The sequence below is a fragment of the Streptomyces sp. KR55 genome, from assembly GCF_052245645.1.
GTDB classification, from domain to species: domain Bacteria; phylum Actinomycetota; class Actinomycetes; order Streptomycetales; family Streptomycetaceae; genus Streptomyces; species Streptomyces flavusporus.
Map to the genome: position 1 here is coordinate 1 of NZ_JBQQCE010000039.1, position 18,198 is coordinate 18,198.

General features: G+C 71.0%; 17 protein-coding genes and 1 riboswitch. Of the genes, 7 read left to right on the forward strand and 10 right to left on the reverse strand.

Annotated elements, in window-relative coordinates; all coding sequences use genetic code 11:
• Positions 1-157: 157 nt before the first annotated feature.
• Entirely contained in the window at positions 158-736 is a 579-nt protein-coding gene (locus tag ACTWQJ_RS08450) for a 2'-5' RNA ligase family protein (protein ID WP_224735526.1), read from the reverse strand.
• A gap of 252 nt (positions 737-988) precedes the next feature.
• The gene (gene trpS / locus ACTWQJ_RS08455; protein WP_443306001.1) at positions 989-2,002 is read right to left on the reverse strand and encodes a tryptophan--tRNA ligase; all 1,014 of its coding nucleotides are present in this window, start codon (positions 2,000-2,002) and stop codon (positions 989-991) included.
• Between the two features lie 131 nt (positions 2,003-2,133).
• On the opposite strand from trpS, the gene ACTWQJ_RS08460 reads away from it, so the two are divergent.
• The 4 genes from ACTWQJ_RS08460 to ACTWQJ_RS08475 all read left to right on the forward strand — a co-directional run bounded on the left by ACTWQJ_RS08460 (position 2,134) and on the right by ACTWQJ_RS08475 (position 5,266).
• Complete coding sequence (locus tag ACTWQJ_RS08460) at positions 2,134-2,694, forward strand: RNA polymerase sigma factor (RefSeq protein ID WP_443306002.1); 561 nt, start codon at positions 2,134-2,136, stop codon at positions 2,692-2,694.
• Positions 2,681-3,556, forward strand: a complete 876-nt coding sequence (locus ACTWQJ_RS08465; RefSeq protein ID WP_443306003.1) for a hypothetical protein — start codon at positions 2,681-2,683, stop codon at positions 3,554-3,556. Before ACTWQJ_RS08460 ends, ACTWQJ_RS08465 begins: the two co-directional genes overlap by 14 nt.
• A gap of 120 nt (positions 3,557-3,676) precedes the next feature.
• The gene (locus ACTWQJ_RS08470) at positions 3,677-4,408 is read left to right on the forward strand and encodes a hypothetical protein (RefSeq protein ID WP_443306004.1); all 732 of its coding nucleotides are present in this window, start codon (positions 3,677-3,679) and stop codon (positions 4,406-4,408) included.
• 108 nt (positions 4,409-4,516) lie between these two features.
• Complete coding sequence (locus ACTWQJ_RS08475) at positions 4,517-5,266, forward strand: hypothetical protein (protein WP_443306005.1); 750 nt, start codon at positions 4,517-4,519, stop codon at positions 5,264-5,266.
• Between the two features lie 151 nt (positions 5,267-5,417).
• Here the strand turns inward: ACTWQJ_RS08475 and ACTWQJ_RS08480 are convergent, their stop codons facing one another.
• The gene (locus ACTWQJ_RS08480) at positions 5,418-6,869 is read right to left on the reverse strand and encodes a glycine hydroxymethyltransferase (protein WP_443306006.1); all 1,452 of its coding nucleotides are present in this window, start codon (positions 6,867-6,869) and stop codon (positions 5,418-5,420) included.
• Positions 6,870-6,910: 41 nt separating this feature from the next.
• Positions 6,911-7,018: riboswitch (ZMP/ZTP riboswitch) on the reverse strand.
• Positions 7,019-7,109: 91 nt separating this feature from the next.
• On the opposite strand from ACTWQJ_RS08480, the gene rocD reads away from it, so the two are divergent.
• Positions 7,110-8,315: an ornithine--oxo-acid transaminase gene (rocD, locus tag ACTWQJ_RS08485; RefSeq protein ID WP_443306007.1), complete on the forward strand. Its 1,206-nt coding sequence runs from the start codon at positions 7,110-7,112 to the stop codon at positions 8,313-8,315.
• An 8-nt stretch (positions 8,316-8,323) separates the two neighbouring features.
• Here the strand turns inward: rocD and ACTWQJ_RS08490 are convergent, their stop codons facing one another.
• The 3 genes from ACTWQJ_RS08490 to pdxR form a co-directional block, all read right to left on the reverse strand.
• Entirely contained in the window at positions 8,324-9,508 is a 1,185-nt protein-coding gene (locus ACTWQJ_RS08490) for a glutathionylspermidine synthase family protein (protein WP_443306008.1), read from the reverse strand.
• 48 nt (positions 9,509-9,556) lie between these two features.
• Positions 9,557-9,943 carry a hypothetical protein gene (locus ACTWQJ_RS08495; protein WP_443306009.1) on the reverse strand — a complete coding sequence of 129 codons (387 nt, stop codon included), beginning with the start codon at positions 9,941-9,943 and terminating at the stop codon, positions 9,557-9,559.
• Positions 9,944-10,010: 67 nt separating this feature from the next.
• Positions 10,011-11,450: a MocR-like pyridoxine biosynthesis transcription factor PdxR gene (gene pdxR, locus ACTWQJ_RS08500; RefSeq protein ID WP_443306010.1), complete on the reverse strand. Its 1,440-nt coding sequence runs from the start codon at positions 11,448-11,450 to the stop codon at positions 10,011-10,013.
• A 47-nt stretch (positions 11,451-11,497) separates the two neighbouring features.
• Between pdxR and ACTWQJ_RS08505 the strand changes: the two genes are divergently transcribed.
• Both ACTWQJ_RS08505 and ACTWQJ_RS08510 read left to right on the forward strand, forming a co-directional pair.
• Entirely contained in the window at positions 11,498-12,007 is a 510-nt protein-coding gene (locus ACTWQJ_RS08505) for a carboxymuconolactone decarboxylase family protein (RefSeq protein WP_443306011.1), read from the forward strand.
• Positions 12,004-12,459, forward strand: a complete 456-nt coding sequence (locus ACTWQJ_RS08510; RefSeq protein ID WP_443306012.1) for a carboxymuconolactone decarboxylase family protein — start codon at positions 12,004-12,006, stop codon at positions 12,457-12,459. Before ACTWQJ_RS08505 ends, ACTWQJ_RS08510 begins: the two co-directional genes overlap by 4 nt.
• 87 nt (positions 12,460-12,546) lie before the next feature.
• Here the strand turns inward: ACTWQJ_RS08510 and ACTWQJ_RS08515 are convergent, their stop codons facing one another.
• The 4 genes from ACTWQJ_RS08515 to ACTWQJ_RS08530 are packed head-to-tail and all read right to left on the reverse strand — an operon-like array spanning position 12,547 to position 18,164.
• Positions 12,547-13,500 carry an ABC transporter substrate-binding protein gene (locus ACTWQJ_RS08515; protein ID WP_443306013.1) on the reverse strand — a complete coding sequence of 318 codons (954 nt, stop codon included), beginning with the start codon at positions 13,498-13,500 and terminating at the stop codon, positions 12,547-12,549.
• 1 nt (position 13,501) lies between these two features.
• A complete protein-coding gene (locus tag ACTWQJ_RS08520) occupies positions 13,502-15,436 on the reverse strand; it encodes an ABC transporter permease (protein WP_443306014.1) in 1,935 nt (644 codons plus the stop codon).
• A complete protein-coding gene (locus ACTWQJ_RS08525; protein ID WP_443306015.1) occupies positions 15,436-16,635 on the reverse strand; it encodes a quaternary amine ABC transporter ATP-binding protein in 1,200 nt (399 codons plus the stop codon). Before ACTWQJ_RS08525 ends, ACTWQJ_RS08520 begins: the two co-directional genes overlap by 1 nt.
• Positions 16,635-18,164 (reverse strand): GMC family oxidoreductase, encoded by a 1,530-nt coding sequence (locus tag ACTWQJ_RS08530; protein ID WP_443306016.1) that lies wholly within the window; start codon positions 18,162-18,164, stop codon positions 16,635-16,637. The genes ACTWQJ_RS08525 and ACTWQJ_RS08530 overlap by 1 nt, the downstream gene beginning before the upstream one ends.
• Positions 18,165-18,198 lie beyond the last annotated feature (34 nt).

Consider the following 18,198-nt stretch of genomic DNA (forward strand, 5'->3'; position numbering starts at 1 on the left):
TTCAAGTGGACCAAGACCGCCGACGAGATCCTCAAATCCCTCGCCGACTACCTCACCAAGATCGCTACACCGGCCACCAAAAACCAGCATGAGACTTAAGCCCAGGATTTCAGGCGCATCACACTAGAGCGGCCGGCATGTATGAGCCGGCCGGCTTCTACCGACTGGGAATGGTGCCGCGCTCCACAGGCCCCGCCTGCGGCGGCACGACCGCGCTCCCGAAGGTGAACTCCCGCAGCTTGCGCCACACCCCGTCGGGGCCCTGCTCATAGAGGGCGAAGCCGACGCAGGCCCACTCGGCCCGGTAGTCGGCAAGCTCCTCGTAGGCGCGGTCCATGGCCTCGTCGTCGATGCCGTGGGCCACGGTGACATGCGGGTGATAGGGGAACTGCAGTTCGCGCGCCAACGGCCCCGACGTGTCACGCACCCGCTTCTGCAGCCGGGCGCAGGCCTCGGCACCGTCGACCACCTGCACGAACACGACCGGCGAGAGGGGCCGGAAGGTGCCGGTGCCGGACAGCCGCATCGCGAAGGGGCGCCCGGCGGCCGCGACCTCCGCGAGGTGCGCCTGGATCGCGGGCAGCTCCGAGGCCTCGACCTCCGTCGGCGGCAGCAGGGTGACGTGCGTGGGGATGCCGTGAGCCGCGGCGTCGCCGAAGCCCGCGCGCCGCTGCTGGAGCAGGCTGCCGTGCGGCTCCGGGACCGCGATCGACACACCGATCGTTACGGTCCCCACGTCTTCTCCTGTCGTCGTGTTGGTACGTCCCGTGCGGGGCGGGTGGCCGCGAGTGCGGCTGCCCGGCTATCGACTGTACGGCCACGGCTGCGCCCTGGGCAGGCGTGGCCGTAGTGATGTGCAGCGCTGTGCGGGGCCGCGCGCCGAGAGCCGGCCCGGGGTCGGATCCGTGTCCGGATCCGTGCTCGGTTCGGTGCTCGCTGCGGCGCGCGGCCGGTTGCTCGGCTGGGTCGCTCGGCTCGGTTGCTCGGCTCAGTGTTTGGCCGGGAGGAAGCCCACCCTGTCGTAGGCCTGCGCCAGCGTCTCCGCGGCGACGGCGCGCGCCTTCTCCGCGCCCTTGGCCAGGACCGAGTCGAGCGTCTCCGGGTCGTCCAGGTACTGGTTGGTCCGCTCCCGGAACGGCGTCACGAACTCGACCATGACGTCGGCGAGGTCGGTCTTGAGCGCACCGTAGCCCTTGCCGGCGTACTTCTCCTCCAGTTCCCCGATTCCGGCCCCGGTGAGGGTCGAGTAGATGGAGAGGAGGTTGCTGACGCCCGGCTTGTTCTCCGGGTCGAAGCGGATCACGGTGTCCGTGTCGGTGACGGCGCTCTTGACCTTCTTGGCGGTGGTCCTGGGCTCGTCGAGAAGGTTGACGAGGCCCTTCGGCGTGGACGCCGACTTGCTCATCTTGATCGACGGGTCCTGAAGGTCGTAGATCTTCGCCGTCTCCTTGAGGATGTACGGCTTCGGGACCGTGAAGGTCTCGCCGAAGCGGCCGTTGAAGCGCTCGGCGAGGTCGCGGGTGAGCTCGATGTGCTGGCGCTGGTCCTCGCCGACCGGGACCTCGTTGGCCTGGTAGAGCAGGATGTCCGCGACCTGGAGGACCGGGTACGTGAACAGGCCGACGGATGCCCGGTCCGCGCCCTGCTTGGCGGACTTGTCCTTGAACTGGGTCATGCGGGACGCCTCGCCGAAGCCGGTGAGGCAGTTCATGATCCAGGCGAGCTGGGCGTGCTCGGGGACATGGCTCTGGACGAAGAGCGTGCAGCGCTCGGGGTCGAGCCCGGCGGCGAGGAGCTGGGCAGCGGCGAGGCGGGTGTTGGCCCGCAGCTCCTTCGGGTCCTGCGGAACCGTGATCGCGTGCAGGTCGACGACCATGTAGAACGCGTCGTGGGTCTCCTGCAGGGCCACCCACTGGCGGACGGCGCCGAGGTAGTTGCCGAGGTGGAACGAGCCTGCGGTGGGCTGGATTCCGGAGAGCACGCGGGGTCGATCAGAGGCCATGCTCCCCATTCTCTCAGGTCTCGAGGACCGGTCCGGAACTGATGCGAAACAGGTGGGAACCGATTCGGCTTCCGCGGTGTACCAAGAGTGTGAGGACGCGGGAGGGGGGCCGCATCGTCGATGAGGCCGCGGTGATCGCACGCGTACGAGCCGGAGAGTCGGAGGCGTACGCGGAGCTGGTGCGGGCCCATACGGGCATCGCGCTGCGGGCGGCCGCGGCACTCGGGGCGGGTGCGGACGCGGAGGACGTGGTGCAGCAGGCCTTCGTCAAGGCGTACTGCGCGCTGGGCCGGTTCAGGGACGGCGCGGCGTTCAAGCCGTGGCTGCTGTCGATCGTCGCCAATGAGACGAGGAACACAGTGCGGACGGCGGCGCGCCAGCGCACGCTCGCCGGCCGGGAGGCCGCCTTCGTGGAGGCGGAGCCGCTGATACCGGAATCGGCGGACCCGGCGGTCGCGACGCTGGAGACGGAGCGCCGCGCGGCACTCCTGGCCGCCCTGGAGCAGCTGAGCGAGGAGCACCGCCTGGTCGTCACCTACCGCTACCTCCTGGAGATGGACGAGCCAGAGACGGCCCAGGCGCTGGGCTGGCCGCGGGGCACGGTGAAGTCCCGGCTGAACCGCGCGCTGCGCAAGCTGGGCAGACTGCTGCCGGATTTTCAGCCTCGGGAAGGGGGTGATGAGCATGAGTGACGGACGGGAGTCGTACGACGACCGGGGCGGCGAACGGCGCCGGCGCGGGGAGGCTTCCCGGCTGCCTGAGGAGCTGCGGGCCCTGGGGCGTTCGCTGGACGGGGCCGACGGTTCCGAGGCGATGGTCGAGCGGGTGCTGGGGCAGATACTGGCCGAGCACGTGCCGCTCCCAGTGGCCGAGCCTCCGGGAGCCAGTGAGCGGCTGCGTGCGGTTCGGCAGTGGACGCGTGTGCGGTGGCGTTCGCTGACCGCGGCCCTGTGCGGTCTGCTGACGGTACTCGTGCTCACGCCTCCGGTGCGGGCCGCGGTCTTCGACTGGTTCAGCTTCGGCGGGGTCGAGGTGCGGTACGACCCGTCGGCGGCGCCTTCTCCCGGCACCGAGGTGCCCGGCTGCAGCCGGTCGGTATCGCTCGCGCAGGCCGAGCGCCGGGCCGGGTTCGCTCCAGTGGTGCCGGACGCGCTCGGCGCCCCCGAAGCGGTGGCGGTGACGAGCGAGCCACAGGGACGGTTCCTGGTGAGCCTGTGCTGGCGGGAGGACGGGCGCACGATCCGGCTGGACGAGTTCCCGGAGGCCCTGGACTTCACCTTCACCAAGACCGTGCGCGAGCAGCCGGAGTGGCTGTCGCCCGGCCTGGGCGGCACATCGGATCCCGCCCTGTGGTTCCCGCGACCGCATCTGCTGAGTTTCTGGCTGGTGGACGCGGACGGGGATCGCTACACGCGCACGGAGCGGACCGCCGGGCCGACGCTGCTGTGGATGTATGAAGCCGGCGGCGAGGAGGTGACGCTGCGGCTGGAGGGGGTGGCGTCGCAGGCGCGGGCGGTGGAGATCGCGAAGTCGCTGGAGAAGTCCTCCGATTAGCGCGGCCGAGGCGGGAACCCCGGCGGTTCTGGCGGTGTACCAGAAGTGACACGCGGCTCGCGGACGGGCCGCACCGGACCGGTGGGGGACCACATGATGAGGATGCATCAACTGATCGCAATGGCAGGGGCGTTGGCCGCGGCACTGGCCCTGACCCTTTTGGGGGCGCCGCCCGCGTCCGCCGGTGGACCGACGAGCGTGTACCTGGCGTCGCCCACCAGTGAGCGGGCCACGGGGCTGTACTACACGGACGCGAAGTACGGCCGGCTGGAGAAGCTGCTCGGCCGGCCGGGCAGCGCGATGGACGACGCTGAGTCTCAGCCGCCGACGCTGGGCGACGGCTCGGGCGAGCACATCAACATCACCTGGATGGTCCACGATGTGTCGCCCTGGCGGCAGGACGCGGTGGTCGCGGGTTCCGCCACCGAGGACATATGGATCCTCACGGCGATCGGCTACCCGCCCGACGAGAACGGCAAGTGGCACAAGCCGCAGGAGCCTGCTCAGCTCCGCGCGCTGCTCACGGAGCTGGGCGTGCTCGGCAAGGCTCCGGACCAGGGATCCACCGGCGTCGCCCCGGCGCCGCCGGCGCAGTCGGACGAGGCCGCGGCGGGCACGGCGGACAAGACCGATGAGATCGACGAGGCAGCGCAGTCAGACAAGGCGGTGACCGCGACACGGACGACCGCTGCAGGCCCGGCCGACGCCACCGACTGGTGGTGGTCGCTCCCGGGCGCGGCGGCGGGAGCCGTGCTGGCCCTGGTGCTGCGGCCGTTCGCGACGCGGCTGCCACTGCCGCTGGAGCGCCTGCGGCGGGAGCCGGGCCCGCGGCAGGAACTGCACGACGTATGAGATCGGGAGAGGGACGGGCGTGAAACCGGGAGGGGGACGTGCGTGAGATCCGGGGGGACGGACGCGAGATCGGGAGGGGGAATGGACGTGAGATCAGAGCGGGGACGGATGGCACACCGTGGGGGACGCGCGAGGGTACGGCTCGCAGTGCTCGTATCGGTGTCGGTGGCGCTGGCCCTGTGGGGAGGGCCGGCCACCGTGGCGGCCGCGCCGGGGCCGGGCGGGAACATCCCCGATCTGGCGGTGGTCATTGCGGGCGGCAGCGGCCGGACGACGGCGTTGCGCTCCGGCGAGCCGGAGTTCGCCCGCCTCTGGCAGCTGCTGGAACCCACCTTCGCCGGGACCGAGCGGGTGTCGGACGGCTGGGCCGAGGGCCGGTATCCGCCGGTGCGGATCATCGTGATCTGGGGGCTGACGGGGGTCGGAGGCTGGCCGCAGTCGAACCGGCCGCCGGGCGGTGACGTGGCCATCCAACGGCAGGATCAGCTGTTCGTGACCGAGGACGGCACGCCGTGGGTGCGTTCGGATCCATCGCCGGATGTGGAGGACGACGACATCCGCTGGCACCGGGCACCGCGCTCGGTGTTCGAGCGGCTGGACGGGACGGCTCTGCTCGGCGGGAGCGGCGAGGGGTCTGCCGCGCGTGCGGCGCGTGGCGGGGCCGGTAGCGTGCCCGGCGCGGACGATGCCGACGACAAGCCCGGACCGGGAACGCTCGGTGTCTGGTGGGCAGCCCCGGGCCTGGCCGTGGGCTTCGCGGCCGGGGTCGGCGGCACGCGCCTGATACGCCGGGCGGCGGCCGGGCACGAGGCCGGGCCGCCGCGCGAGGAACCACGACAGGAACTGATCGATCTCTGAGAGTGGCCGACGACGTCAGCCCAGGGCGACAGCCGATCACGCCAGTCGATGGCGTCGGTCGAGAGCCTCAGCCAGAGTCGTCGGCCGACGAGCGTCAGCCGGGGTCGTCGGTCGGCCGAGGAGCGTCAGCCGAAGGCGTCTGTCGGAAGCGTCAGCCGAGGTCGACCTCCGGGTAGAGCGGGAAGCCGGCCACGAGGTCGGTGGCCCGGTGGGAGATCTCGTCCGCGATCTTCGGGTCGAGGATGTGCTGGGCCTTGGAGGGCGTGCCCTTGGCGGTGGTGCCGGGCTCGGTGGAGGTGAGGACACGGTCGATGAGGCCGGCGACCTCGTCCATCTCGGCGGTGCCCAGGCCACGGGTGGTCAGGGCGGGGGTGCCGATGCGGATGCCGGAGGTGTACCAGGCCCCGTTGGGGTCGGCCGGGATGGCGTTGCGGTTGGTGACGATGCCGGACTCGAGAAGCGCGGCCTCGGCCTGGCGGCCGGTCAGTCCGTAGGAGGAGGCGACGTCGATCAGGTTGAGGTGGTTGTCCGTGCCGCCGGTCACCAGGGTCGCGCCCCGACGCATCAGACCCTCGGCGAGGGCGCGGGAGTTGTCGACGATGCGCTGGGCGTAGTCACGGAAGGAGGGCTGCCGTGCCTCGGCGAAAGCGACGGCCTTGGCGGCCATGACGTGCGGGAGCGGGCCGCCGAGGACCATCGGGCAGCCGCGGTCGACCTGGTCCTTGAGGGAGTCGTCGCACAGGACCATGCCGCCGCGCGGGCCGCGCAGCGACTTGTGGGTGGTGGTGGTGACGATCTGGGCGTGCGGGACCGGGTCGAAGTCGCCGGTCAGCACCTTGCCGGCGACCAGGCCCGCGAAGTGCGCCATGTCCACCATCAGGGTCGCCCCGACCTCGTCGGCGATCTCCCGCATGATCCGGAAGTTCACCAGACGGGGGTAGGCGGAGTAGCCGGCGACGATGATCAGCGGCTTGAACTCGCGGGCGGAGGCGCGCAGGGCCTCGTAGTCGAGGAGGCCGGTGGTGGGGTCGGTGCCGTAGGAGCGCTGGTCGAACATCTTGCCGGAGATGTTCGGGCGGAAGCCATGGGTGAGGTGACCGCCGGCGTCCAGGGACATGCCGAGCATGCGCTGGTTGCCGAAGGCCTGGCGCAGCTCGGCCCAGTCGGCCTCGGAGAGGTCGTTGACCTGGCGGGCGCCGGTCTTCTCCAGGAAGGGGGCCTCGACACGCTGGGCGAGGACGGCCCAGAAGGCGACGAGGTTGGCGTCGATGCCGGAGTGCGGCTGGACGTAGGCGTGGCGGGCGCCGAAGAGCTCCTTGGCGTGCTCGGCGGCCAGGGACTCGACGGTGTCGACGTTGCGGCAGCCGGCGTAGAAGCGGCGGCCAATGGTGCCCTCGGCGTACTTGTCGCTGAACCAGTTGCCCATCGCGAGGAGGGTGGCCGGGGAGGCGTAGTTCTCGGACGCGATCAGCTTGAGCATCTCGCGCTGGTCGTGGACCTCCTGGCCGATGGCGTCGGCGACGCGCGGCTCGACGGCGCGGATCACATCAAGGGCGGAGCGGAAGGCGGTGGATTCAGTGGAGAGGGGCTGCTGCTCTGGCATGTCGGCCTCCGGGCGGCGTGGCTTTCAGCGTTCGCGGTTCACGGTTCGGCCCAGGCGCACGGCACTCGCTCGTCAGGCCGTCTCAAGGCCCTCGGGGGCCGCTCCCCGATGGTCGGTCCCATCCCAGCGCGCCAGTCACGGCCCGCGAGTCAGCCTACCGGGCGCGCCGGACGATCAAGTTCCCGAGTCCACCATGCGAGCGACGATAGGAAGGGGGCAGCCTCATGTTCGGGAGTTGCCGTGACCGCTACGGAAAGTCTTATCGCCGCCGCCGAAGCCCACAGTGCGCACACCTACCACCCGCTGCCGGTGGTTGTCGCCAGCGCCGACGGGGCGTGGATGACGGACGTGGAGGGCCGACGCTATCTGGATCTGCTGGCCGGTTACTCGGCGCTCAACTTCGGACACTGCAACCGGCGGCTGATCGAGGCGGCGAAGGCGCAGTTGGAGCGGGTGACGCTGACGTCGCGCGCCTTCCATCACGATCGGTTCGCGGCGTTCTGCGCGGAGCTGGCGGAGCTGTGCGGGATGGAGATGGTGCTGCCGATGAACACGGGCGCGGAGGCGGTGGAGTCCGCGGTGAAGACGGCCCGGAAGTGGGGGTACCGGGTCAAGGGCGTGCCCGCGGAGATGGCGAAGATCGTGGTCGCCGGAGGCAACTTCCACGGCCGGACGATGACGATCATCAGCTTCTCCACCGACCCGGAGGCGCGGGCGGACTTCGGACCGTACACGCCGGGCTTCGCGATCGTGCCGTACGGGGATCTGACGGCGATGCGGGAGGCGATGACCGAGAACGCGGTCGCGGTGCTGCTCGAGCCGATCCAGGGCGAGTCGGGGGTGATCGTGCCGCCGCCGGGTTATCTGCCGGCGGTGCGGGAGCTGACCCGGGAGCGGAATGTGCTGTTCGTCGCCGACGAGATCCAGTCGGGCCTGGGGCGTACGGGGCGGACGTTCGCGTGCGAGCACGAGGGGGTCGTGCCGGACGTCTATGTGCTGGGGAAGGCGCTGGGTGGCGGGATCGTGCCGGTGTCGGCGGTGGTGTCGTCGGCGGAAGTGCTCGGGGTGTTCCGGCCCGGGGAGCACGGGTCGACGTTCGGCGGGAACCCGCTGGCCTGTGCGGTGGCGCTGGAGGTGATCGCGATGCTGCGGTCGGGCGAGTACCAGGCGCGGGCGGCGGAGCTCGGCGAGCATCTGCACCGGGAGCTGGCGGCGCTGGCCGGGACCGGGCGGGTGTCGCAGGTGCGCGGGCGCGGGCTGTGGGCGGGTGTGGACATCCATCCGAGGTACGGCACCGGGCGGGAGGTGTCCGAGAAGCTGATGGACCGGGGTGTGCTGGTGAAGGACACCCACGGTTCCACCATCCGGATCGCGCCACCGCTGGTCATCGGGAAGGAGGACCTGGACTGGGGGCTGGCCCAACTCCGCGGTGTGCTGGGCCTGTAGGGCCTCTCCTAGAGGATGACGTGCGGCAGGAAGCGGGCGTACTCGTCCGTGATCAGGCCGGAGGACTCGCGGATGCCGAGGCCGGCCGACTCGTCCTCGACGACCCAGGTGCCGAGAACGACGCGGTTGCCGTCGAAGTCTGGCAGGGGGGCCAACTCCTGGTAGCAGCACTGCTCTTCGCGCACGATCGGGTCCGCGCCCGGCTGGTGGACCGTCACTCCGGCGCCCTCGCGGCCGAGCAGGGGCTTGGCGACGTAGCCGCTGGTCGTGGCCAGTTCGCGAGGGCCGTCGAGGTAGGCGGGCAGCAGGTTCGGGTGTCCGGGATACAGCTCCCAGAGGATGGCGAGGAGTGCCTTGTTGCTCAGCAGCATCTTCCAGGCGGGCTCGATCCACAGGGTGGTGCCGGTGCCGCCGCCGTTGTCGAGGGTGTCGAGGACGTGGTCGGCGAAGCGGTCGGTGGTGAGCCATTCCCAGGGGTAGAGCTTGAAGCAGCTGCGGATGAAGCGGAGGTGGTTGTCGACGAAGCGTCCGGAGAGGCGGTCCCAGCCGATCTCCTCCATGGAGATCCAATCGGTGTCGAGGCCGGCCTGCTCCGCGGTCTCCTTCAGATAGGCGACCGTCATCAGGTCCTCGCCGAGTTCGTCGGCGCTGGAGTGGGCGAAGTACAGGGGGCTGCCGGGCGGGAGGAGGGCGGACTGCTTCTTCCAGGCGGCGGTGAGGCGTTCGTGAAGGGAGTTCCACTGGTCGGCGCCCGGGAAGCGCTCCTCCATCCAGAACCATTGGGGGGAGGCGGCCTCGACCAGAGAGGTGGGCGTGTCCGCGTTGTATTCGAGCAGCTTGGCCGGGCCCGTGCCGTCGTAGCGCAGGTCGAAGCGGCCGTAGACGGAGGGGAGTTCGGCGCGGCGGTGCCAGGCCTCGGCGACGGCCCGGGCGATGCGCGGGTCGGTGATGCCGAGGTCGGTGAAGCGGTCGGCGGTGACGATGTGCTCGGCGGCGGCGAGGCACATGCGGTGCAGTTCCTCGACCACGTCCTCCAGCGCCTCCACCTCCGCGAGGGAGAAGACGTAGTACGCGCTCTCGTCCCAGTAGGGGCGCAGGGAGTTGTCGGGATAGCGGGTGAGCGGGTAGATGAGCCCCTGTTCCTCGACGGTCTGCTGCCAGCCGGGGCGGGGCTCGATGGTGCGGCGTTCCACGAAGCGGCTTCCTTGCGTGTCCGTCGGATCCCGTGCGATTCCGCCGGCTCAGCCGCCGCCGGAGCCGCCCGAGCAGCCGAAGCCGCCGCGGTCGACGGCCTCGCTGCGGCTGAAGGTGCCGTAGTCGGCGTAGCCGCCGCTGACATCGGCGTCGTAGTACCAGTCGGCGTCGACCCGCTTGCCGGTGCTGCTGCCGGTGGTCTTCCTGCCCTTGCCGTACGAGGAACCGGACGACGAACCGGACGACGAACCGGACGAGGAGGACTTGCAGTTCTTGTCGGCGACGATCTTGTAGCCGTTGATGTAGTCATAGCTGTCGCGGTCCACACAGCGGCGGTCCGGTTCGGATCCGCAGGAGGTGAGGGCCGCGGCGATGACGCCCATGCCGCCGAGTACGACGGTGCTGGAGCGCAGCCGACGCCTGGTTTCCGCCATGTCCTTGTCTCCCCGTTGACAGTAGTTCGACCCGCGATCATAGGGGACTTGACTGTGCGCGCTCACATCAGGGCAGGGCCTTGCACAGCGCCTCCAGCGTTCCCGCCCAGGCGTGGTCGGGTGGGGTGCCGTATCCGACGACCAGGGCGTCGAGGGGCTGGGCCGGGGCGGTGGGGTGGCGGTAGCGGGACAGACCGTGGACGGCGACGCCCTGCCAGGTGGCGGCGCGGACCACCGACTGTTCGGTGCCGGGCGGGAGTTGGAGGACGGCGTGCAGGCCGGCCGCGATACCGGTGGCGCGCACGTCCGGGGCACGTTCGGTGAGGGCGGCGACCAGGTCGTCGCGGCGGCGCCGGTAGCGCAGGCGGGCGGCGCGGACATGGCGGTCGTAGGCGCCGGAGGTGAGGAACTCGGCGAGGGTCAGCTGTTCCAGTACGCCGGCGGACCGGCCGCCACCGTGCCGGGTGACCTCCGTGACGAGGGACGGCGGCAGGACCATCCAGGCCAGGCGTAGTCCGGGGGCAAGGGATTTGCTGGCGGTGCCGAGATAGACGACGTGGTCGGGGTCGAGGTCCTGCAGGGCGCCGACGGACTGGCGGTCGTAGCGGAACTCGCCGTCGTAGTCGTCCTCCAGGATCAGTCCGCCGGTGCGGCGCGCCCAGTCCACCACCGCGGCCCGGCGCTCGGGGAGCAGAGCTACGCCCATCGGGAACTGGTGCGCGGGGGTCAGCAGCACGGCCCGTACGCCGGCCAGGCCGTCATGGTCATCGTCATCGTCGGGGGTGTTCCCGGCCCCGGCGGGGCCGGTACGTTGGACGACGGTGCCGTCGGTGTCGAACGGGAGCGGGGCGGTCCGCAGGCCTGCCCGTTCCACGATGTTCCAGTGCACGTCGAGGCCGTAGGACTCCACGGCGAGAGTGCGCAGGCCGCGGGCGTGGAGGACTCCCGCGAGCAGTTCGAGACCGTGGGCGAATCCGGCACAGACGACGATCCGGTCGGGGTCGGCGCGCACGCCGCGGGCGCGGGAGAGGTATCCGGCGAGGGCGGTGCGCAGTTCGATGCAGCCGCGGGGGTCGCCGTAGCCGAGGGCGTCGTTCGGGGCCGAGGCAAGGGCGCGACAGGTGGCCTTGAGCCACTCGGCACGGGGGAAGGAGGCCAGGTCGGGGGTGCCGGGGATCAGGTTGTAGGCGGGTCGGCCGGGTACGCGCGGGTGCGCTGCGGTGCGCTCGGGCGGCCTGGGTACGGCCCGGTCGGCGACCCGGGTGCCGGAGCCCTGGCGGGCGGTGAGCCAGCCCTCGGCGACGAGGTCGGCGTAGGACTCGGCGACGGTGTTGCGGGCGATGCCCAGGTCGGCGGCGAGGGAGCGGGAGGAGGGCAGCCGGGTGCCGGGGGCGAGCCGGCCGGTGCGCACGGCCTCGCGCAGCGCCTCGGTCAGGCCGCGCCGCAGGCCGGGTCCGGAGGGTTCGAGGTGCAGGTCGATGCCCAGAGTGGCCCGGGGTTTTGCCATGGAAATGGACCATACTCCTGGGCTGCCTCGCTCGTAGGGTCGAGGACATGACCACGAACGACAACGCCACCACGCCCGCGGAATACGCCCCCGAACCCACGCCCCGTCTCGACTGGGCCGCGCTCGCCCCCGACGTCTTCAAGGCGATGGTCCGGCTCGACGCGGCCGCCCAGCAGGGCCTCGACCCGAAGCTGCGCGAGCTGGTGAAGATCCGCGCCTCCCAGCTCAACCACTGCGCCTATTGCATCGACATCCACAGCAAGGACGCGCTCGCGGCCGGGGAGAGCGTGGAGCGGATCATCCAGCTGAGCGCGTGGGAGGAGTCGGCGCACTTCTACACCGAGAAGGAGCTGGCGGCGCTGGAGCTGACCGAGGCGGTGACCGTCCTGACGGACGGGTTTGTGCCGGACGAGGTGTACGAGCGGGCGGCGAAGCACTTCGAGGAGGCCGAGCTGGTGCAGCTGATCGCCTCGATCGCGGTGATCAACGCCTGGAACCGCTTCGGGGTGACCTGCCGTCGGGTGCCGGGCCACTACCAGCCGCGCGGGCACGCATGACGGCTCGTACGACCCTGCTGTACGCCGGGGTCCGTTCCGCGATGCGGGAGCTGAGCGCCGCCGCGAAGCAGGGCCTCGGTGATCCCGCACTCGCCGAGCTGGTGCAGATCCGTGCCTCGCAGCTGAACCACTGTGCGTTCTGCCTCGACATGCACCTGACGCTCGCGCGCAAGCACGGAGTGAGCGACCGGCAGCTCGATCTGCTTGCGGCCTGGGAGGAGAGCGGGGATCTCTTCAGTGACCGCGAGCGGGCCGCGCTGGAGCTGACCGAGGCGGTGACCGTCCTCACGGACGGAACGGACCGTTTCGTTCCGGACGAGGTGTACGCACGGGCGGCGAAGCACTTCGACGACGGTCAACTCGCCCATCTCATCGCCCTGATCAGCGTCATCAACGGCTGGAACAGGCTGATGGTGAGCCGGCGGATCCCCGCGGGGAGTGCCGAGTGGTGAGCCAGAGGTGGTCCCGGCTTCCCGCAGCGCGCCACGGACGCGCTGCGGGAGATCGGGGCGGACCTGGGGAAGTCCGGGGAGCAGTGGTCAGGGCAGCCACGCCCGCCAGGTCGACTCGTGGCTGTCCACCCACTTCTTCGCCGCCTCCTCGGGCGTCAGCTTCTGCTCGGCGATCATCAGGGAGACCTCGTTCTGGTCCTCGGTCGTCCACTTGAAGTTCTTCAGCAGGGCGGCGGCCTTGCCGCCGTCCCGGGCGAAGTCCGTGTTGAGGTACTTCTGCAGCGGCGTGTGCGGATAGGCGCAGGCGACCTTCGCCGGGTCCGCGTCGCAGCCCTCCTGGTACGCGGGGAGCTTCACCTCGGTCATGGGGACCTTCTTGAAGAGCCACTGCGGGGAGTACCAGTACGTCAGGAAGGGCTTCTTCTCCTTGGCGAACTGCTTGATCTGGGTGATCTGCGCGGCCTCCGAACCGGCGAAGACGACCTGGTAGTCCAGCTTCAGGTTCTTCACCAGCGCCTTGTCGTTGGTGACGTAGGAGGGGGAGCCGTCCATCAACTGGCCCTTGCCGCCGCTCTCCGGGGTGCGGAACTGGTCGGCGTACTTGTTGAGGTTCTTCCAGTTCGTGACGTCGGGGTGCTGCTTGGCGAAGTACGTGGGGACGTACCAGCCGATGTGCCCGGTGACCCCGAGGTCACCGCCCCGAGTGATCGTCTTCTTGTCGTCGACGTACCGCTGCTCCTGCTCGGGGTGGCCCCAGTCCTCCAGGATCGCGTCGACGCGGCCCTGGCTGAGGGCGTCCCAGGCGGGGACCTCGTCGACCTGGACGGTGTCGACGCGGTAGCCGAGTTCGTGTTCGAGCAGGTACTGGGCGACGGCGACGTTCGCCTGCGCGCCGACCCACGACTGCACGGACAGGGTCACGGTCTTGGCGCCCTGCGCGTTGGCGAAGGGCGAGGCCTGCTCGGTCATGTCGGCGGCGCCGCAGCCGGTGGTCAGCACCAGTACGGCAAGAGCCGCCGCCGTCATCCGCTTGCGACGCATCTCAGGCTCCCTTCTTCGCACGGCGGCCGGTCGGCTGTGTCACCCGGTCGAGCATCAAGCCGAGGCAGACGATCGCGGCACCGGCCACCAGCCCGGTCGCCAGGTCGCCCTGCGCAAGGCCGAAGACGACGTCGTAGCCGAGCGCGCCGGCGCCGACCAAGCCGCCGATGATGACCACGGCGAGGACCAGGACCACGCCCTGGTTGACCGCCAGCAGCAATGCGGGCCGGGCGAGCGGAAGCTGGACCTGGCGCAGCTGTTGTCCGCTGGTCGCACCGAGCGAGCGGGCCGACTCCATGGCCGCGGGGTCGACCTGGCGCAGGCCCTGCGCGGTGATACGGACGACGGCCGGGAGCGCGTAGACGACGGCCGCGGCGACGGCGGGGGCACGGCCCACACCGAACAGCGCGACGACCGGGATCAGGTACACGAACTGCGGCATCGTCTGGAAGACGTCCAGGACGGGCCGGAGCAGCCGCTCGAAGCGGTCGCTGCGGGCCGCCGCGATGCCGGTCGCGAAGCCCAGGACGAGGGTGACGGCGACCGCCGCCAGCACCTGGGAGAGCGTGTCCAGCGCCGGCTCCCACACGCCGAGGACGCCGATCGCGGCCATGGCGAGGACGGCGGTGAGCGCGGTGCGCCAGGTGCCGATCAGCCAGGCGAGGGCGGCCACCACGAGCAGCACCGACCACCAGGGCAGCCACTGCAGCCCGTCGCGCACCGGGTCCAGGACCCAGGTGGTGAAGTGGCCCGCCCAGTCGGCGGTGCCGCCGACGACCGGCACGCCCGAGTACAGGTGGGCGGTCATCCAGTCGACGGCCCGGTTCACCGGCTCGGCGATGTTCAGGGTCCAGGAGTCGGGCCAGTCGGTACGGCCGAGCAGGCGGCCGGCGACCGCCACAGCCAGGGCCGCAGCCAGGGCGTACTGCCATCCCGCGCGGGGGTGTTCCGTGCCGCCGTTCCCGGCCGCCGCCGTCACGCGGTCCAGCACGACCGCGAGGAGCACGATCGGGATGCCCGCGGCCAGCGCCGCGCCCACGTCCACCGAGGCCAGTGCCTGGTAGACGCGGTCACCGAGGCCGCCCGCGCCGATCACCGACGCGATGACGGCCATGGACAGCGCCATCATGATCGTCTGGTTGAGGCCGAGCAGGAGTTCCTTGCGGGCCAGCGGGACACGGGCGGTCAACAGGCGTTGGCGGGCGGTGGCGCCCAGCGACTCGACCGCCTCCAGGACACCCTTGTCGGCGCCGCGCAGGCCCAGGGCGGTGAGGCGGGCCATGGGCGGGGCGGCGTAGACGACGGTGGCGAGGACGGCGGCCGGGACGCCGATGCCGAAGACGAGCACGACGGGCAGCAGGTACGCGAACGCCGGGAGCACCTGCATGGTGTCCAGGACCGGGCGCAGCGCTCGGTCCATACGGTCGGACAGTCCCGCCGCGAGGCCGAGCAGGGCGCCGACCACGACCGACGCGAGCACCGCGACCACCATCAGGGCCAGCGTCTGCATCGTCGGCACCCACATGCCGAGCAGTCCGCAGGCGAGGAAGGCTGCCGCCGTGCCGAGCGCGAGCTTCACGCCGGCGACCCGCCAGGCGACGAGGGCGCCCAGTGCCGTCACGCCTGCCCAGCCGATGGTCAGGAGGGTGAGGTAGACGGCGCGTACGGAGAGGACGACCGCGTTGCTGATGTGGCCGAAGAAGTAGAGGAACAGGGGGTGGCTGTCGCGGTTGTCGATGATCCAGTCGCTGACGTCGGTGAGCGGCTGGGTGAGGTCGACGGTGAGGGCGGTTGGCCATGTGCCGCTGGCCCAGCGGGCGGTGGCCAGGGGGACGAGGATTGCTGCGGTGAGGGTGAGCAGGAGGAGTTTGCGGGCGGCGGGGTGTTTGAGGGCGCCGGGGAGTGTGCGAGGGGCCGTTGCGGTGATCGTGGCCATCAAACCGGCTCCTTGTTGGTGCCGGCGGGGCTGGTCGCTTGCCCGCGTTGGCGGGGTGCCGCTGCGCCCACCCGTGCCGCCCCAGCGGCACGACTGCCCGCAGCTACGGCGTCGGAGCCCGCAGCTACGGCGGCATCGGAGCCCGCAGCTGCGTCGGGTTCAGCCACGCCGGCCACCACGCTCAGCAGGCCCGTGTGGTCCACGATGCCGACGCAGCGGCCGTTGTCCATCACGCGGACCGGGCCGCCGGTGCGGGCGACCGCCTCGATCGCCTCCGACACCGTCGCCCCCGGCGCCACCGCCGGACCGCTGTCCGCTTCGTCCGCCGATGCGGGCCGCATGGCGGTACGGACCGTCATGACCTGCTCACGGGGCACGTCCCGGACGAACTCGCGGACGTAGTCGTCGGCCGGGGAGCCGACGATCTCCTCCGGGGTGCCGAGCTGGACGATGCGGCCGTCGCGCATCAGGGCGATGCGGTCACCGAGTTTGAGGGCCTCGCTCAGGTCGTGGGTGATGAAGACCATCGTGCGGCCCTCTTCACGGTGCAGCCGGACGACCTCCTCCTGCATGTCCCGCCGGATGAGGGGGTCCAGTGCACTGAACGGCTCGTCGAAGAGGAGCACCTCGGGGTCGACGGCCAGCGCACGCGCCAGCCCGACCCGCTGCTGCTGGCCGCCCGACAGCTGGCCGGGCCTGCGCTGCTCCATGCCTTCCAGGCCGACCTTGGCGACGACCTCGGCGGCCTTGGCGCGCCGCTCCGCCCTGCCCACGCCCTGGATCTCCAGGCCGTAGGCCACGTTGTCGAGGACCGTGCGGTGCGGGAGCAGGCCGAAGTGCTGGAAGACCATCGCGGCGCGGTGCCGGCGCAGTTCGCGCAGCCGGGCCTTGTCCATGGCGCGGACGTCCTCGCCGTCGATGGCGATGGTGCCGGCCGTCGGTTCGATGAGCCGGGTCAGACAGCGCACCAGCGTGGACTTGCCGGAGCCGGACAGGCCCATGACGACGAACACCTCGCCCTTGCGCACCTCGAAGCCGACGTCACGGACGGCGGCGGTGCAGCCGGTGCGGGTGCGCAGGTCGGCGGCCGGGAGGGCGGCGAGCTCGGGGTCGGCCGGGACGCGGTCGGCCTTCGGGCCGAACACCTTCCACAGACCGTCCACCGAGAAGACGGGGGCGCCGGTGGGTGTCGTACTCATCACGCACCACCCCCGATCAGGTCCACGGCCCGCTCACCGACCATCAGCACCCCGATCATCGGGTTGACGGCGGTCATGGTCGGGAAGACGGAGGCATCGGCGATCCGGATGCCGTCCAGGCCGCGGATCCTCAACTTCGGGTCGACCACGGCGAGTTCGTCGTCTGCGGCGCCCATGCGGCAGGTGCCCGCCGGGTGGTACACGGTGTGCGCGACCTTGCGGGCGTACTCGCTGAGCTCCTCGTCGCTGGTGATCTCGGGGCCGGGGCAGACCTCCCGCTTGAGCCAGTGCGCGAGCGGCTCGGACTTCGCGATCTCGCGGGCGATACGGATGCCGTCGACGAGGGTGCGGCCGTCGTAGTCGTCCTCGTCGGTGAAGTAGCGGAAGTCGAGGGCGGGCTTCTCGGCAGGGTCCGCACTCTTCAGGTACAGCCGGCCCCGGCTCTTCGGCTTCGGGATGTTCGGGGTCATAGAGACGCCGTGCGCGGGGCGTTCGTAGCCGAGCCGCTCCGGGTTGTCCGTGAACGGGACCTGGTAGAAGTGGAACATCAGGTCCGGGCCCGCGTGTTCGGGGTCGCGGCGTACGAACAGGCCGGCGTCGGAGTCCATCGCGGAGTTCTCCGGGATGGGGCCGTGGGTCTCCCAGACGATCACCGACTCGGGGTGGTCGAGCAGGTTCTCGCCGACGCCGGGCAGGTCGTGCGCCACGGGTATGCCGAGCGCCTCCAGGTCGGCCTTCGGGCCGATGCCCGAGTGCAGCAGCAGCCGCGGGGAGTCGACCGCGCCGGCGCACAGGACGACCTCGTTGCGGGCGCGGACCAGGATCTCCTCGCCGTCCTTCGTGCGGACGTGGACGCCTTCGGCGCGCGTGCCGTTCAGCTCCAGCCGGTACGCCCAGGTCTCCAGGAGGATCGTCAGGTTGGGCCGCTCGTCCATGACCGGGTGCAGATACGCCACCGAGGCCGACGACCGCTTGTTGTTCTCGGGGTGGTAGGCGAGGTCGAAGAAGCCGACGCCCTCGGTGAACGGCTTCTTGTTGAAGCCCTCGACGCGCGGCACGCCGAGCGCGGACTGGGCGGCGTCGACGAAGTCGCGGGCGATGGCGTTCCGATCCTTCTCGTCGACCGGGACGATGTTGTTCAGCAGGCGGGCGAAGTACGCCTCCATCTGGACGGCGCCCCAGCCCTTGGCGCCGGTGTTCTCCCACTCGTCCCAGTCGGACGGCAGCGGCTTGAAGGCGATCAGTGTGTTGTGGGAGGAGCAGCCGCCGAGGACGCGGGCGCGGCTGTGCCGGATGTGGGAGTTGCCGCGCGGCTGCTCGGTGGTCGGGTAGTCGTAGTCCAGCTCGCCGCCGAGCAGGCCCATCCAGCGGCGCAGGGTGAGGACGTCGTCGCGGCCGACGTCACTGGGACCGCCCTCGATGACGGCGACGGTGACGTCGGGGTTCTCGGTCAGCCGGGAGGCGATGACGGAGCCTGCCGTGCCGCCGCCGATGACGACGTAGTCGTAGACGTGGGTGTTCTCGGACATGGGGTGGTACTCCAGTGGGGGGTTCGAAGAAGGA

Excerpts from the sequence above, each read along its gene's own strand:
- ACTWQJ_RS08525 (WP_443306015.1), bottom strand. The coding sequence starts at position 16,635 with ATGAGTACGACACCCACCGGCGCCCCCGTCTTCTCGGTGGACGGTCTG.
- ACTWQJ_RS08520 (WP_443306014.1), bottom strand. The coding sequence starts at position 15,436 with ATGGCCACGATCACCGCAACGGCCCCTCGCACACTCCCCGGCGCCCTC.
- ACTWQJ_RS08470 (WP_443306004.1), top strand. The coding sequence starts at position 3,677 with ATGGCAGGGGCGTTGGCCGCGGCACTGGCCCTGACCCTTTTGGGGGCG.
- ACTWQJ_RS08480 (WP_443306006.1), bottom strand. The coding sequence starts at position 6,869 with ATGCCAGAGCAGCAGCCCCTCTCCACTGAATCCACCGCCTTCCGCTCC.
- ACTWQJ_RS08465 (WP_443306003.1), top strand. The coding sequence starts at position 2,681 with ATGAGCATGAGTGACGGACGGGAGTCGTACGACGACCGGGGCGGCGAA.
- ACTWQJ_RS08495 (WP_443306009.1), bottom strand. The coding sequence starts at position 9,943 with ATGGCGGAAACCAGGCGTCGGCTGCGCTCCAGCACCGTCGTACTCGGC.
- pdxR (WP_443306010.1), bottom strand. The coding sequence starts at position 11,450 with ATGGCAAAACCCCGGGCCACTCTGGGCATCGACCTGCACCTCGAACCC.
- trpS (WP_443306001.1), bottom strand. The coding sequence starts at position 2,002 with ATGGCCTCTGATCGACCCCGCGTGCTCTCCGGAATCCAGCCCACCGCA.
- ACTWQJ_RS08475 (WP_443306005.1), top strand. The coding sequence starts at position 4,517 with ATGGCACACCGTGGGGGACGCGCGAGGGTACGGCTCGCAGTGCTCGTA.
- ACTWQJ_RS08510 (WP_443306012.1), top strand. The coding sequence starts at position 12,004 with ATGACGGCTCGTACGACCCTGCTGTACGCCGGGGTCCGTTCCGCGATG.
- ACTWQJ_RS08515 (WP_443306013.1), bottom strand. The coding sequence starts at position 13,500 with ATGCGTCGCAAGCGGATGACGGCGGCGGCTCTTGCCGTACTGGTGCTG.
- ACTWQJ_RS08530 (WP_443306016.1), bottom strand. The coding sequence starts at position 18,164 with ATGTCCGAGAACACCCACGTCTACGACTACGTCGTCATCGGCGGCGGC.
- ACTWQJ_RS08505 (WP_443306011.1), top strand. The coding sequence starts at position 11,498 with ATGACCACGAACGACAACGCCACCACGCCCGCGGAATACGCCCCCGAA.